At 37.4% G+C, this 13,744-nt stretch carries 14 protein-coding genes; 6 read left to right on the top strand and 8 right to left on the bottom strand.

The window, feature by feature from the left end:
• Positions 1-5: 5 nt before the first annotated feature.
• Positions 6-1,070, bottom strand: a complete 1,065-nt coding sequence (wecA, locus tag A6A10_RS01405) for a UDP-N-acetylglucosamine--undecaprenyl-phosphate N-acetylglucosaminephosphotransferase (protein ID WP_121124395.1) — start codon at positions 1,068-1,070, stop codon at positions 6-8.
• A gap of 140 nt (positions 1,071-1,210) precedes the next feature.
• Between wecA and hemL the strand changes: the two genes are divergently transcribed.
• On the top strand, positions 1,211-2,497 hold the full coding sequence (hemL, locus tag A6A10_RS01400; RefSeq protein ID WP_121124393.1) for a glutamate-1-semialdehyde 2,1-aminomutase: 1,287 nt from the start codon (positions 1,211-1,213) through the stop codon (positions 2,495-2,497).
• Positions 2,498-2,534: 37 nt separating this feature from the next.
• Here the strand turns inward: hemL and glmM are convergent, their stop codons facing one another.
• From glmM to tsaA, 6 genes are all read right to left on the bottom strand, one after another.
• On the bottom strand, positions 2,535-3,869 hold the full coding sequence (glmM, locus tag A6A10_RS01395) for a phosphoglucosamine mutase (protein ID WP_121124391.1): 1,335 nt from the start codon (positions 3,867-3,869) through the stop codon (positions 2,535-2,537).
• 98 nt (positions 3,870-3,967) lie between these two features.
• Positions 3,968-5,497: a threonine ammonia-lyase, biosynthetic gene (gene ilvA, locus A6A10_RS01390; protein WP_121124389.1), complete on the bottom strand. Its 1,530-nt coding sequence runs from the start codon at positions 5,495-5,497 to the stop codon at positions 3,968-3,970.
• A gap of 19 nt (positions 5,498-5,516) precedes the next feature.
• The gene (gene slyD, locus A6A10_RS01385; RefSeq protein WP_121124387.1) at positions 5,517-6,053 is read right to left on the bottom strand and encodes a peptidylprolyl isomerase; all 537 of its coding nucleotides are present in this window, start codon (positions 6,051-6,053) and stop codon (positions 5,517-5,519) included.
• A 106-nt stretch (positions 6,054-6,159) separates the two neighbouring features.
• Positions 6,160-6,318 (bottom strand): hypothetical protein, encoded by a 159-nt coding sequence (locus A6A10_RS09585; protein WP_170143770.1) that lies wholly within the window; start codon positions 6,316-6,318, stop codon positions 6,160-6,162.
• A 3-nt stretch (positions 6,319-6,321) separates the two neighbouring features.
• Positions 6,322-7,068: an SIMPL domain-containing protein gene (locus A6A10_RS01380; protein ID WP_121124385.1), complete on the bottom strand. Its 747-nt coding sequence runs from the start codon at positions 7,066-7,068 to the stop codon at positions 6,322-6,324.
• Between the two features lie 94 nt (positions 7,069-7,162).
• The gene (gene tsaA, locus A6A10_RS01375; protein ID WP_121124382.1) at positions 7,163-7,906 is read right to left on the bottom strand and encodes a tRNA (N6-threonylcarbamoyladenosine(37)-N6)-methyltransferase TrmO; all 744 of its coding nucleotides are present in this window, start codon (positions 7,904-7,906) and stop codon (positions 7,163-7,165) included.
• A 105-nt stretch (positions 7,907-8,011) separates the two neighbouring features.
• On the opposite strand from tsaA, the gene A6A10_RS01370 reads away from it, so the two are divergent.
• Complete coding sequence (locus A6A10_RS01370; RefSeq protein WP_121124415.1) at positions 8,012-8,917, top strand: 1,4-dihydroxy-2-naphthoate polyprenyltransferase; 906 nt, start codon at positions 8,012-8,014, stop codon at positions 8,915-8,917.
• Positions 8,918-8,998: 81 nt separating this feature from the next.
• On the opposite strand, the gene erpA is transcribed toward A6A10_RS01370, so the two are convergent.
• Positions 8,999-9,340 (bottom strand): iron-sulfur cluster insertion protein ErpA, encoded by a 342-nt coding sequence (erpA, locus tag A6A10_RS01365; RefSeq protein WP_418789097.1) that lies wholly within the window; start codon positions 9,338-9,340, stop codon positions 8,999-9,001.
• A gap of 178 nt (positions 9,341-9,518) precedes the next feature.
• Here erpA and rfbB point away from each other — a divergent pair, with 178 nt between their 5' ends.
• The 4 genes from rfbB to dnaG all read left to right on the top strand — a co-directional run bounded on the left by rfbB (position 9,519) and on the right by dnaG (position 13,735).
• Entirely contained in the window at positions 9,519-10,613 is a 1,095-nt protein-coding gene (gene rfbB, locus A6A10_RS01360) for a dTDP-glucose 4,6-dehydratase (RefSeq protein ID WP_121124378.1), read from the top strand.
• Positions 10,610-11,479: a glucose-1-phosphate thymidylyltransferase RfbA gene (rfbA, locus tag A6A10_RS01355; RefSeq protein WP_121124376.1), complete on the top strand. Its 870-nt coding sequence runs from the start codon at positions 10,610-10,612 to the stop codon at positions 11,477-11,479. The genes rfbB and rfbA overlap by 4 nt, the downstream gene beginning before the upstream one ends.
• 119 nt (positions 11,480-11,598) lie before the next feature.
• Positions 11,599-11,814 (top strand): 30S ribosomal protein S21, encoded by a 216-nt coding sequence (rpsU, locus tag A6A10_RS01350; RefSeq protein ID WP_121124374.1) that lies wholly within the window; start codon positions 11,599-11,601, stop codon positions 11,812-11,814.
• 166 nt (positions 11,815-11,980) lie between these two features.
• Positions 11,981-13,735 (top strand): DNA primase, encoded by a 1,755-nt coding sequence (gene dnaG / locus A6A10_RS01345; protein ID WP_121124372.1) that lies wholly within the window; start codon positions 11,981-11,983, stop codon positions 13,733-13,735.
• Positions 13,736-13,744: the final 9 nt, after the last annotated feature.

Raw genomic sequence — 13,744 nt, 5'->3', positions numbered from 1 at the left:
ATTCTCTATTTAGATTTGTTTTTTCTAATTCTGCGTTTATACCGACGTATAAAACGCGTGATTCGCCATGCATGTACAATTGAATAAGAATATAAAAAGAATAATATAATGAAACCAATAAACATTACCCATTGATTCCAATAATATACTTCTCCCAACACTCCTATTGTAGTACATATAGCAGAACCTAACGTAATAACAACCAAAGCCTGTCTTGATGTTAGCCCTGCTCTCATCATTAAATGATGAATGTGTAAACGATCTGGTCTAAATGGACTCTTTCCTTTCTTTAAACGCCTAAAAATAATTGCGACCATATCGATCAGAGGAACAGCAATTAACCATAATCCAGTAATTGGACTGATAGCATGCCCTTGTCCTTGAGTACTCAACAATAAAATCCAAATTATTGTAAAACCAATCAAAGTACTGCCAGAATCGCCCATAAAAACTTTCCATTTTGCACCAAACAGACTGAGATTAAACATCGCATAAGGTAACAAAACAAAAATAATACTAAAACACCAATAGGCTAATGTATATTGCTCATCTAACCACATAAGTGTACCTATACCTGCAAAACTGACACTTGATAATCCCGCCAGTAGACCATCTATGCCATCAATCATATTAAAAGCATTAATAATGGCAATAGTGATAAAGACTGTCAGTACAACACCAATTGTACCTAACTCTAAACTAAATGGTGCGATTAATTGACCTAAACTCGCAATAGAAAGCCCACTATATATCATTGCCCCTGCTAGACCAGCTTGAATACTTGCTCGTAATAATGGGCTAATATCAAAACGATCATCTAGCACGCCAATGATCAACAAAATAGTTACCGCACTTAAATAGAGTAAAGGAAACCTCATCTGTTCCCATTGCATCAAATAAAATGCTAAATTTCCTAAAAATAACGCAATACCGCCAATTAAAGGGATTACTCCTTGGTGGCGTTTTCTAAAATTCGGTTTATCCACTAAACCTACCCACTCCGCCACTGGTCGCATTACAATTAATACAACAAAGGATGTAATAAATACAACAAGAAATGTGAGCCACATAGACTAGGTTTCATCCTTATAAATGACTTATGAAAATAGTTGAAAGCATAACATAATCAACAAAACTCTCAATTTTTTTCACTGCATATTCCTGTTTAAAGTACAATATTTACTATTAATAGCAAGAAAGGAAACAATTCATGACATCATCTCTCTCACTTTTTGAAAAAGCACAAAAAGTTATACCTGGTGGCGTAAACTCCCCTGTTAGAGCATTTAAAGGTGTAGGAGGAACACCTGTCTTTATAGAAAAAGCTCAAGGTGCATACATTACTGATAGTGAAGGGAAACGCTATATCGATTATGTGGGTTCTTGGGGACCAATGGTATTAGGGCATAATCATCCTGTAATCATTGATGCCGTGCTAAAAGCTGTACCCAATGGATTAAGTTTTGGCGCACCTACTGCTATCGAAATTGAATTAGCCGAACTCGTTTGTAAGCTTGTCCCCTCAATCGAAATGGTCAGAATGGTGAGCTCAGGTACTGAAGCCACTATGTCGGCAATTCGTCTTGCTCGAGGTTATACTCAACGAGATAAAATCATCAAATTTGAAGGGTGTTATCACGGACACTCCGATTCATTATTAGTTAAAGCAGGTTCAGGTGCATTAACCCTAGGGCAACCAAGCTCTCCGGGTGTGCCTACCGACTTTGCTAAACATACGCTCACTTGCGAATACAATAATCTTGAATCAGTAAAACAAGCCTTTGAACAATATCCAAATGAAATTGCATGCTTAATTATTGAACCCGTAGCGGGCAATATGAACTGTATTCCGCCAAAAGAAGGATTCTTACAAGGCTTGCGTGAACTCTGTACCCAATACGGCACCGTCTTTATTATTGATGAAGTGATGACTGGATTCCGTGTCGCATTAGGTGGCGCACAAAGTTATTATGGCGTAACCCCCGATTTAACCACTCTCGGTAAAATTATCGGTGGCGGAATGCCCGTCGGTGCTTTTGGTGGTAAAAAAGAAATTATGGAATATATTGCCCCAACTGGCCCAGTTTACCAAGCGGGTACATTATCAGGTAATCCTATCGCTATGTCAGCAGGATTAGCGTGTTTAACAGAACTAGCAAAATCAGGTAACGAACAATTACTTGCAGAAAAAACGAAAATGTTAGCGGAAGGCTTAAAAACCCTAGCCCAAAAACATAATGTTCCATTCACTGCTCAATATGTCGGAGGAATGTTTGGTCTATTCTTTACTGAACAAGATAAAGTAGAAAGCTACCGAGATGTAATGAAATGCAATGTTACTGCATTCAATACCTTCTTCCATAAAATGTTAGATAAGGGAGTTTACCTCGCTCCATCTGCTTTTGAAGCAGGCTTTATGTCTTTAGCCCACAGTGAAGAAGACATTGCTTATACTCTTGCTATGGCGGATCAAGCTTTTGCGGAAATGAACTATTAATTTGAACAAAAGGTGAATATAAAATTCACCTTATTTCTTAATTGCGCTTCACTGCTTCCGCAATTTCTTCTGCACAGCGTTGGGCTAATTCACCATCATCACACTCAACCATGACTCGAATAAGCGGTTCAGTACCCGATTTGCGTAATAAAATTCTGCCTTTACTAGCCAAACGTTGTTCAACATCTTTAGCAACAGCTTTCACTTCTTCACTATCAAGCGGATTATTTCCACCTTCGAAGCGGACATTAATTAGGACTTGTGGAAATAATGGAACTGCTTTTACCAACTCATTCAAGCTTAATTTATTTTTCGCCATGGCACTCAATACTTCCAGTGAGGCAACAATACCATCTCCCGTTGTATTTTTATCAAGTACAATAATATGTCCTGAGTTTTCGCCACCTAATTTCCAACCTTTTTCTTTAAGTTGTTCAAGAACATAACGGTCACCTACTTTTGCACGAACAAAAGGAATTGCTAAACTTTTGAGTGCAATTTCAAGGCTCATATTACTCATTAGCGTGCCAACCACACCGCCTTGTAATTTTCCTTCACGTAATGCTTCTCTCGCAATGACAAATAAGATCTGATCGCCATCGACTTTATTGCCTAAGTGGTCAACCATGATAAGACGATCGCCATCGCCATCGTAAGCTAAACCGACATCAGCTTCAGATTCGATAACCACTTTTTGTAGTGCTTTAATATCTGTTGCACCACATTTTTCATTAATGTTTAATCCGTCAGGACGGGTACCAATTTCAATCACTTCTGCACCTAATTCTCGCATGACATTAGGGGCGATATGGTAGGTTGCACCATTGGCACAATCGACAACAATTTTATATCCATCTAAACTTAAATGTGCAGGAAATGTACTTTTACAAAATTCAATATAACGCCCTACAGCATCGGTAATACGGCTTGCTCGACCTAATTCTGCCGAACTTACACAATCCATTGGCTGTTCAAGCAATGCTTCAATGGCTTCTTCAACCTCATCAGGTAATTTTTCTCCCGTTGTTGAGAAAAACTTAATCCCATTATCATAATAAGGGTTATGTGATGCTGAAATAACAATGCCCGCTTCTGCACGGAAAGTTCGAGTTAAATAAGCGATTGCGGGAGTAGGCATAGGTCCAGTGAAAGCCGCGGATAATCCAGCCGCAGCCAACCCCGCTTCTAAAGCAGACTCTAACATATAGCCTGAAATACGGGTATCTTTCCCAATTAACACTTTTTTAGATCCTTGTGTGGCAAGAATTTTACCTGCAGCCCAACCCAGTTTTAATGCAAAATCGGGCGTAATTGGAAATTGTCCAACTTTACCTCGTACACCATCAGTCCCAAAATATTTACGTTCTGCCATAACATAGCCTCTTTTATTATTATGATAATAAGCGGTAAGTTATTTCTATTTTTCTGCAAAATTTATTGAACAACTGACCGCTTGTAGATTTAGAAAATTTATTTTAAAAAATATTGATAAGCAGGGCTTTCACTGACATTTTGATAACGATAACCTAATTGTTGCAAGTCTTCGTTGAAGAGAGATTTTTGATCATCATTCATCACAAATGCCGCTAAAATATCGCCATAATCCGCTCCGTGAGCACGATAATGGAAAAGTGAAATATCCCAATTAATCAGGGTTTTTAAGAAGTGAAGTAACGCACCTTTTTGTTCAGGAAATTCAAAACTGTATAACTGCTCATTGGGTACAGTAGAAGTCCGTCCGCCGACCATATAACGAATATGGGTTTTTGCAATATCATCTTCAGAAAGATCAGCCACATCATAGCCATTGCTTTGCAAGCTTTTAATGATATCCATTTTTTCATTATGACCGCTGACTCGGACACCAACGAAGATACAAGCTTTACTATCATCTGCATGACGATAATTGAATTCAGTCACGGCTCTATTTCCAATAATTTCACAGAATGTTAAGAAACTGCCTTTTTGCTCAGGAATAGTTACCGCTAATAATGCCTCGTGCTTTTCACCAATTTCACAACGCTCTGAAACATAACGTAACGTGTGAAAATTCATATTGGCGCCAGATAAAATACAAGTCATATTTTTATTTTCTATCTGATTTTGTTTCACATATTTTTTCAAACCAGCAAGTGATAACGCCCCTGAAGGCTCAGCTATCGCACGTACATTTTCAAAAACATCTTTCAATGCCGCACAAACTTCATCATTATCCACTAAAACAACATCATCAATGTATTGCTGACATAAACGGAATGTTTCATCACCAATACGTTTTACAGCGACACCATCGGCAAATAAGCCAACTCTTTCTAATTCGACAGGTTCTCCTGCTTTTAAGGCATAATATAAACAAGCAGAATCTTCCGCTTCCACGCCAATGATTTTAATCTCTGGCATTAATTGCTTAATCAATACAGCGATTCCAGCCGCTAATCCGCCGCCACCGACAGGCACAAATACATAATCAAGGTGATTGCTTTGTTGTAACAATTCCAATCCAATTGAGCCTTGTCCTGCAATAACGGAAGGATGATCAAAAGGATGAACAAAAGTCATTTGAAGTTCTTGTGAAAGCTCTATGGCTTTCGCTTTCGCTTCATCAAAATTTGCGCCATAAAGCAACACTTCACCACCGAAAGAACGCACCGCATCGACTTTGATTGAAGGTGTTTTTTGTGGCATCACAATTAAGGCTCTTAAGCCTAAGTGTTTAGCGGAAAGTGCAACACCTTGTGCATGATTACCTGCCGATGCTGCAATGACTCCAGCATTTTTTTGTGAAGTAGAAAGGCTTGAGATCATCGCATAAGCACCACGTACTTTAAAACTATGTACGGGTTGGCGATCTTCTCGTTTGATATAAATTTGATTGCCCAAACGGTCTGATAATTTTTCCATTTTTTGTAATGGAGTAACTTGGGCAAGATCGTAAATTTTTGAACTTAAAATGGCACGGAGATAATCCGTGCCTGTTTGTAGAAATGTCTCACTATCCATGAGTTATACCAATGTTAAATTAGTGACTGTGACCACAACCACAGTGATGACCATCTTCATGATCGTGATCGCCTCCGCAACAGCCTGCATCTGCTTGATGAACGTGTCCGTGTGCAATTTCTTCTAATGTTGCTTCACGTGTTGCAACAACTTCTACGCTAAATAATAATTCTTGACCTGCTAACATATGGTTACCATCAACAACCACTTCATCACCATCAATTTCAGTAATCACTACAGGTAATGGGCCAACATCAGTATCTGCAATAAAACGCATACCCACTTCTAATTCATCAACACCTTGGAACACATCTTTTGGTACACGCTGAACCATATTTTCATTATAGTCACCGTAACCTTCTTCTGGTTTCACTCGAACTTCAAATGTTTCACCAACTTCTTTACCTTCTAATGCATTTTCTAGTCCAATAACAAGGTTATTATGTCCATGTAAATACTCAAGTGGTTGCTCTACAGGTGCTTCATCAACCAAGACACCATCTTGAGTGCGAACTTGATAAGCAATACTTGGTACAACATTTTTTTCGATTTTCATATAAATTCCTTAGGTAAAAATAAAAACGGTAAACATTGTATCGGGTTATACATGATTTGCAAATTTTCCTCACAAAGTCACCGCTTGTTAAAAATTAAATTCACATTTAATCCGTAATATCTGGCGTAATAGTATCCACAACATCAACAGCAGTCCCTACTACAGTACCTGCTGCAGATACTGCTCCACCCACAACGGTCGTAACTAAACAACCGCTCAATGAAAAACAATAAATCATAATAGATAAACGAATAAAATAGCTCATCAATCACTGTTCCTGATTAAAAATAATCTTGCCTGAAGCTGTAGCAGAAACTTCACCAGTTCCAGCTTCCAAAGGTAATGAGTCATCTTCCATTGAAGATAATGATTTCGTTGCATACATAATAGGCATAGGACGTTGGTATTGACCACCACTATTAGGAGTATTTAAAGTAATTTCACCCAATACATAATTTTTAGCCTGTAAACTCTTTTGGATGACCTCGGCTTTATGTTTAAATTGATTAATAATTTCCACAGTCATTTCATCTTCTAGCGCTGCCTGTGCTTCTGGAGAAACACTAAAATTCACATAATCAATAGCAACCTCACTACCTAATGTTTCTAATACCTTGGCCATCGCATCAAAATCTTTACTTTGTAATAAAATTTGCCCCTCTGCAACCCAACCAATGACTTTACCATCATTATCATAATCTGCTCGATTACTAATCCCGTTGGTTGAAACGTTAATAGTTGAATATTGTTTTATATCTTCAAGCACTTTATTTAAATTGACTGAAACACTTTTCTTAATATCTGTTAAATTTTTCCCCGTTTGACGGCTATAAATTTGTGCTTGCATAAGATCTTTTTCTACTGTGCGTGTTACTTTTGTCGAAAAATGGAATATAGATTCTTGTTGATTAATAATCTGATCGCTAACTTGATCAGTACGTTGAGCAATGGCTGCGGATGCACTCACCGTTACCAATAGAAATGGCAAAATTGAGAAATATTGATATAATTTCATAGTAAATCCTTTAGGTTAAATTAGGTATTAATTAAATTGACGCTGTTAAATCATACTCATAATAATGTGCAGGCTTGGAGTAATTTAAGCTAAGTTAGTTCAATGGCACAACATCAAGTACTTCTGCTACATTTATCTTTCGTTCACTTATTTTCCACAGAACATTATGATTCGCTAAATGCATACCATACACTCGTAAACTCTGTTTCCCTTGTTGATAAGCAGGTCTAGGATCTTGAGCAATAACCTGACTAATAAACTCTATCGGTTGCTGAATATTAAATTTTGCAAAATGGGGGCTTGAACTCACCGCTTGCAATGCTGATTTTGAAAAAATAACCTCCAATTTTGCTGTTGGTTTGTCTTGAGCGAAACCGGAACTAGCCTCTGGCTCACTATCAGCATAAACAACATAGGGTTTAATATCCAAAATCGGCGTGCCATTCACTAAGTCAACACTCCCTAAATGCAAAAAAACTTCTCCTGAATTAGTCTCCACTTTCTCTAAAGCAACTTTAGATAATCCAATAGGATTAGGACGATGAGTTGCCCTACTTGCAAATACGCCGACCCGTTCATTTCCTCCTAAACGGGGAGGGCGAACAGTTGCATGCCAATTTCTCTCTGGTACTTTATCAAATTGGAAAATCAACCAAATATGACTAAATTGATCCAATCCTCTCACCGCATCAGCATTATTATAAGGAGGAAATAACCGTAAAATACCTTTGCCCTCTGCTACCAGATTAGGTTGTCGAGGCACGGCAAACTTCTCTCCATAAGGCGTTTCAACAATACCAATCGGATTAAAGATAATCGGCTGAATGAGGTTTTGCATAAATTTGAGGTTTTTCCATAAAAGATCAAAAATATTCTGCTTATTGTGTAATAATATGCACAGCTTTAAAAGTAAAACTATATAAAAATGGGTAAATCTATTGATATGAAAAAATCTTCTGCTTGCTCCGTTTGGTTAAGTACAGCTCGCCCAAGAACGCTTCCTCTTGCTTTAGCATCTGTTTTAGTTGGCTCAGCCTTAGCTGGTTGGGTGGGTAAATTTGACGGAATAACAACATTTTTGGCGTTATTAACCACTTTACTACTGCAAATTTTGTCCAATTTTGCAAACGATTATGGTGATCACGTTAAGGGTTCGGATACAGCGCAACGCATTGGACCATTACGAGCAATTCAACAAGGTCAAATTACGGGTAGTCAGTTAAAAACGGCATTGATTGTACTTGCCATATTAAGTTTAATTTCTGGTGCCATTTTGGTTGGCTATGCTTACCAAAGTTGGCAAGATCTGGTTGCTTTCACTATTCTGGGTATTTTAGCTATTGTAGCTGCAATTACTTATACTGTAGGGAAAAAACCTTATGGTTACATGGGGTTGGGTGATGCGTCTGTGCTTATTTTCTTCGGGTTTCTTGCTGTGGGTGGTACATTCTACTTACAAGCACACTCTCTACCTACGCAGATTTTACTACCTGCATTAGGGTGTGGCTTGCTCGCAGTTGCAGTACTCAATATCAACAACTTGAGAGATATCTATCAAGATAAAGCTGCTGGGAAAAATACCTTAATTGTGCGTATTGGTCGAGATAATGGACGCATCTATCACATAATCTTACTCAGTTTGGCTTTACTCTCTTATCTACTATTTGTTGCATTGCACTTTGACCATATTTACAACTATTTGTTTTTATTAACGACACCAATCTTTGTTAAACAAGGAAAAATTGTTTATAAACATAAAGAGCCAACAGAGCTTCGCCCATTCTTGGGACAAATGGCAGCTTTGGCTTTACTGACTAATTTATTCTTTGGATTGGGTATTTCCCTCTAAGCAAATATTGCAAAATAAACAGAAAAAAAGACCGCTTGTATCCCACAATACAAGCGGTCTTTTCCGATATACAACTAATATTTATACACTAAACGAAGAACCACACCCACATGTAGAACTTGCATTAGGATTGTTCACAATAAAACGTGAACCTTCTAAGCCTTCAATATAATCTACAGTACCACCAATTAAATACTGTAAACTCATTGGATCCACTACTAATCCTACATTTTGATTTTCAATCGTTAAATCGCCGTCATTCACTTGCTCATCAAAAGTAAATCCATACTGGAAGCCACTACAGCCTCCCCCCGTAATATACACTCTTAGACGTAAATTGGGGTTATCTTCCCCTTCAATTAGGCTTTTGACCTTATTGGCTGCCGCATCGGTAAAGATAATCGGCACATTTATATCACTCATCATATACACCTATTTATACTAAAAACTAAAGTTAATTTGGCTATTATGTAACAAGTATTACGTTCAAGCAAGAATTTGATGTAGGACAAAATTTGAATCATTTTGTTTTTAATAAAGATTCCTTATTTACTTCTAGAACTTTGCTACAATATTAAAAATTTCTTTTAAGAGGTCTGTTATGCGTACAATTTTTATCACAGGTGGTGCTGGATTTATTGGCTCAGCAGTTATTCGCTATATTTTGCAGAATACCAATGATAATGTAGTAAATATTGATAAATTAACCTATGCAGGAAATTTAGCCTCTTTAGAAAGTATTCAGCGCCATGCAAACTATCATTTTGAACAGGTAGATATCTGCGATCGTAAAAAAATTTCCCAACTGTTTAAGCAATATCAACCTGATGCCATTATGCATCTTGCAGCAGAAAGTCACGTCGATCGCTCTATTGATAAGCCAAGTGACTTTATTCATACCAACATTATTGGCACCTACACATTACTCGAAGTGAGCCGAGAATATTACACTCAACTTCCACCAGAAAAGAAATCACAATTTCGTTTCCATCATATTTCTACCGATGAAGTATTTGGCGATCTCTCGGATTCTGCAAAATTATTCACGGAACAGACCGCTTACTCACCTAGTAGCCCTTACTCTGCATCAAAAGCGGCGAGTGATCATTTAGTTCAAGCATGGGGAAGAACTTACGATCTACCAGTTATTATCAGTAATTGCTCTAATAATTATGGTCCATTTCAATTCCCAGAAAAATTGATTCCATTGATAATGATTAATGCTCTTCATGGCAAGAATTTACCTATTTATGGCAAAGGTGATCAAATTCGGGATTGGTTATTTGTGGAAGATCACGCAAAAGCACTCTATCTTGTTTTAATGCAAGGTAAAATTGGAGAACACTATAATATTGGTGGATGGAATGAAAAAACCAATATAGAGGTGGTACAAACTATTTGTCAGTTACTCAATATTGCAAAAAAAGAGAATAAACTGACCGCTTATTCAGCTTACATCAAAGATATAGAAGATTTTAGTTCATTGATTCAATTTGTAGCTGACCGACCTGGGCATGATAAGCGTTATGCCATTGATGCCTCAAAAATACAAAGAGAATTAGGCTGGCAACCTGAAGAAACCTTTGAAACAGGTTTAGCAAAAACGATAAACTGGTATTTAGAAAATTCACATTGGTGGCAACCAATTTTAGAACAACGTTATGCAGGACAACGCTTGGGAGTAACAACCTTATGAAAGGGATAATATTAGCCGGCGGCTCAGGTTCTCGCCTTTATCCGATAACTCGAGGTACGTCCAAACAGCTATTGCCTGTTTATGATAAACCGATGATCTATTATCCACTTTCTGTGTTAATGCTTGCGGGTATTCGAGATATTCTAATTATCACCACTCCCGAAGATCAGGACAACTTTAGACGTTTATTAGGGGAAGGCGAAGATTTTGGCATTCATATTCAATATGCTGTACAGCCACAACCAACAGGTATTGTTGAAGCTTTTATCATCGGTGAACAATTTATTGCTGGTGATAATGTTTGTTTAGTCTTAGGCGACAATATCTTTTATGGTCAAGCATTTACCCCAATGTTACAAAATGCGGTAACACGAGAAGGTGCGACTATTTTCTGCTATCAAGTCAAAGATCCTGAACGATTTGGAGTGGTAGAATTTGATCAACAATTTAAAGCGCTATCCATTGAAGAAAAACCTCAGATTCCTAAATCTAACTGGGCAGTAACAGGACTTTATTTTTACGATCACCGAGTGGTTGAATTAGCTAAACAGATTACACCATCAGCACGTGGAGAATTAGAAATTACAGCTTTAAATCAAAAATATCTTGAATTAGGTTTACTCAATGTTCAACTGCTTGGGAGAGGATTTGCTTGGCTAGATACAGGTACTCATGAGAGCTTACACGAGGCAGCTTCTTTTGTTAAAGCCATTGAACACGTGCAAAATTTACAAATTGCTTGTTTAGAAGAAATTGCATGGCGAAATGGATGGCTTAATGATGCTCAAATTGAGAAATTAGGGCATGCAATGGCAAAAACGGATTATGGGCAATATTTGCTACGGCTAGTAAATGCGAATAAATAAGCATTCTGCTACTTTACTTGCTCGATTCTCTAGGGTAGAATAACGCACCTTTTTTAGTTCTATGCTGCCGCCGATTGTGCAGCTTAATTTAAACAATATATATCCTGAGGTGATGGCATATGCCAGTAATTAAAGTTCGTGAAAATGAATCATTTGACGTTGCATTACGTCGTTTCAAACGCTCTTGCGAAAAAGCAGGAATCTTAGCTGAAGTTCGTGCTCGTGAATTCTATGAAAAACCAGCAGCTGTTCGTAAACGTGAAAAAGCATCTTTAGCTAAACGTCATGCGAAACGTAATGCTCGTGAAAACGCACGTAATACTCGTTTATACTAATTAACGTTTTTCGTTTTTTAGTCGAAGCCGTGAAACCGAATGGAATCACGGTTTCCTCGTTTATACAGATCTATTATTTTCAAGCGGTCAGTTTGTTTCTTTATTTTGCAAAAATAACGACTTAAGGTTCTTATAATTAAGAGTCTTACAGTAAAGGAGATATCTAATGAAAGGTTCTATACCTCGCTCATTTATTGATGATCTCGTTGCACGTACAGACATCGTTGATTTAATCAATAGTCGAGTCAAATTGAAAAAAGCAGGTAGAGATTATCAAGCCTGTTGTCCATTTCACCATGAAAAAACTCCTTCATTTACCGTAAGCCAGACTAAGCAATTTTACCACTGTTTTGGATGTGGAGCCCATGGTAATGCGATCAGTTTTTTAATGGAATATGACAAATTAGAATTCCCAGAAGCTATCGAAGAACTGGCAGCATTGCATAATTTAGAAATTCCACGTGAAACAAATTCACATAGAGATAGCATACCTAAAGTTAGTCTTAAAACACGTCGAACCCTGTATGAGTTACTTGATGAAATTGCTAGATTCTATCAACAAAATCTACAACGAAGTGAAGAAAGTCAACAATATTTAGCACAACGTGGACTCTCACCAGAAATTATCCAACGCTTTGAAATTGGTTTTGTCCCTAATACGATGGATACTGTGTTACGTAAATTTGGCACAAATAAAGAAGAAATTCAAAAGTTACTCGATACGGGAATGTTATCGCAAAATGACCGAGGAAATACCTATGATCGTTTTCGTAATCGTATTATGTTTCCTATTCGAGATAAACGAGGTCGTGTGATTGCCTTTGGTGGTCGAGTAATGGGTGATGAAAAGCCTAAATATTTAAACTCACCTGAATCAGCAACTTACCATAAAGGTAATGAACTATACGGCTTATACCAAGTGCTACAACATAATGAATCGCCTGACTCTCTACTCGTTGTTGAAGGCTATATGGATGTGGTGGCATTGGCACAATATGATGTCAATAATGCAGTTGCATCTCTAGGTACAGCAACAACAAGTGAACAAATTCAACAAATGTTCCGTTGCACCGAGCAAATTATTTGTTGCTATGATGGCGACAGAGCTGGGAGAGAGGCTGCATGGCGAGCCTTGGAAAACGCACTTCCTCATTTATATGATGGGCGACAATTAAAATTTATTTTCTTACCTGATGGTGAAGATCCTGATTCTTTTGTACGCCAGCAAGGTAAAGCAGGATTTGAGCAATACTTGACTCAAGCGATGACATTAAGTGATTTTCTCTTTCAATCTCTTTTAGCTGAAGTAGATCTCTCCACTAAAGAAGGACAATCAAAATTAGCAACGCTAGCGGTTCCTCTAATCAAACAAATTCCAGGGGAAATGCTTCGGGTTTATTTACGTAATATTTTAGGACAAAAATTAGGATTGGTCGATCCTACCCAAATCGCTAATCTGCTACCAAATCAAATAAGTAATAAAACGAGTAATGTAGTACATACCCCTAAAATAGAACGCACTCCAATGCGTCTATTAATTGCTTTACTACTACAAAATCCAAATTTGGCTACTTTTGTTGATGAAGAAATTAGCCTATTTAAGAGCCTTGATGAAAAAGGGATGCCTCTTTTCTTATCTCTTGTAGAAATTTGCCATCAACATATTGGTATAACAATGGGAGGATTACTTGAGCATTTAAGGGATAATCCTCACTATAAACACCTTGAAATTTTGGCAAGTTGGCACCATCTAGTTTCTTCAGAGAATATAGAAGCAACTTTTAAAGATACCTTAGCTTTTTTCTATAATAAGTGGATTGATAAAAGTATTGAGCAATTACAAGCTAAAGATAGACAAGCAACACTCAGCAGTGAAGAAAAAGCAATATTACAAGATCTTATTAAAAATAAAAAAAGCTAAAGGTTGATT

Origin of the sequence: Otariodibacter oris, assembly GCF_009684715.1 — a bacterium.
Taxonomy (GTDB): domain Bacteria; phylum Pseudomonadota; class Gammaproteobacteria; order Enterobacterales; family Pasteurellaceae; genus Otariodibacter; species Otariodibacter oris.
The sequence above is the reverse complement of the archived record's forward strand: the minus strand, read 5'-3'. Positions and strand labels throughout refer to the sequence as shown.

Excerpts from the sequence above, each read along its gene's own strand:
- A6A10_RS01370 (WP_121124415.1), top strand. The coding sequence starts at position 8,012 with ATGAAAAAATCTTCTGCTTGCTCCGTTTGGTTAAGTACAGCTCGCCCA.
- tsaA (WP_121124382.1), bottom strand. The coding sequence starts at position 7,906 with ATGCAAAACCTCATTCAGCCGATTATCTTTAATCCGATTGGTATTGTT.
- rfbA (WP_121124376.1), top strand. The coding sequence starts at position 10,610 with ATGAAAGGGATAATATTAGCCGGCGGCTCAGGTTCTCGCCTTTATCCG.
- erpA (WP_418789097.1), bottom strand. The coding sequence starts at position 9,340 with ATGAGTGATATAAATGTGCCGATTATCTTTACCGATGCGGCAGCCAAT.
- A6A10_RS09585 (WP_170143770.1), bottom strand. The coding sequence starts at position 6,318 with ATGAGCTATTTTATTCGTTTATCTATTATGATTTATTGTTTTTCATTG.
- rfbB (WP_121124378.1), top strand. The coding sequence starts at position 9,519 with ATGCGTACAATTTTTATCACAGGTGGTGCTGGATTTATTGGCTCAGCA.
- wecA (WP_121124395.1), bottom strand. The coding sequence starts at position 1,070 with ATGTGGCTCACATTTCTTGTTGTATTTATTACATCCTTTGTTGTATTA.
- glmM (WP_121124391.1), bottom strand. The coding sequence starts at position 3,869 with ATGGCAGAACGTAAATATTTTGGGACTGATGGTGTACGAGGTAAAGTT.
- hemL (WP_121124393.1), top strand. The coding sequence starts at position 1,211 with ATGACATCATCTCTCTCACTTTTTGAAAAAGCACAAAAAGTTATACCT.
- rpsU (WP_121124374.1), top strand. The coding sequence starts at position 11,599 with ATGCCAGTAATTAAAGTTCGTGAAAATGAATCATTTGACGTTGCATTA.
- ilvA (WP_121124389.1), bottom strand. The coding sequence starts at position 5,497 with ATGGATAGTGAGACATTTCTACAAACAGGCACGGATTATCTCCGTGCC.
- slyD (WP_121124387.1), bottom strand. The coding sequence starts at position 6,053 with ATGAAAATCGAAAAAAATGTTGTACCAAGTATTGCTTATCAAGTTCGC.
- dnaG (WP_121124372.1), top strand. The coding sequence starts at position 11,981 with ATGAAAGGTTCTATACCTCGCTCATTTATTGATGATCTCGTTGCACGT.
- A6A10_RS01380 (WP_121124385.1), bottom strand. The coding sequence starts at position 7,068 with ATGAAATTATATCAATATTTCTCAATTTTGCCATTTCTATTGGTAACG.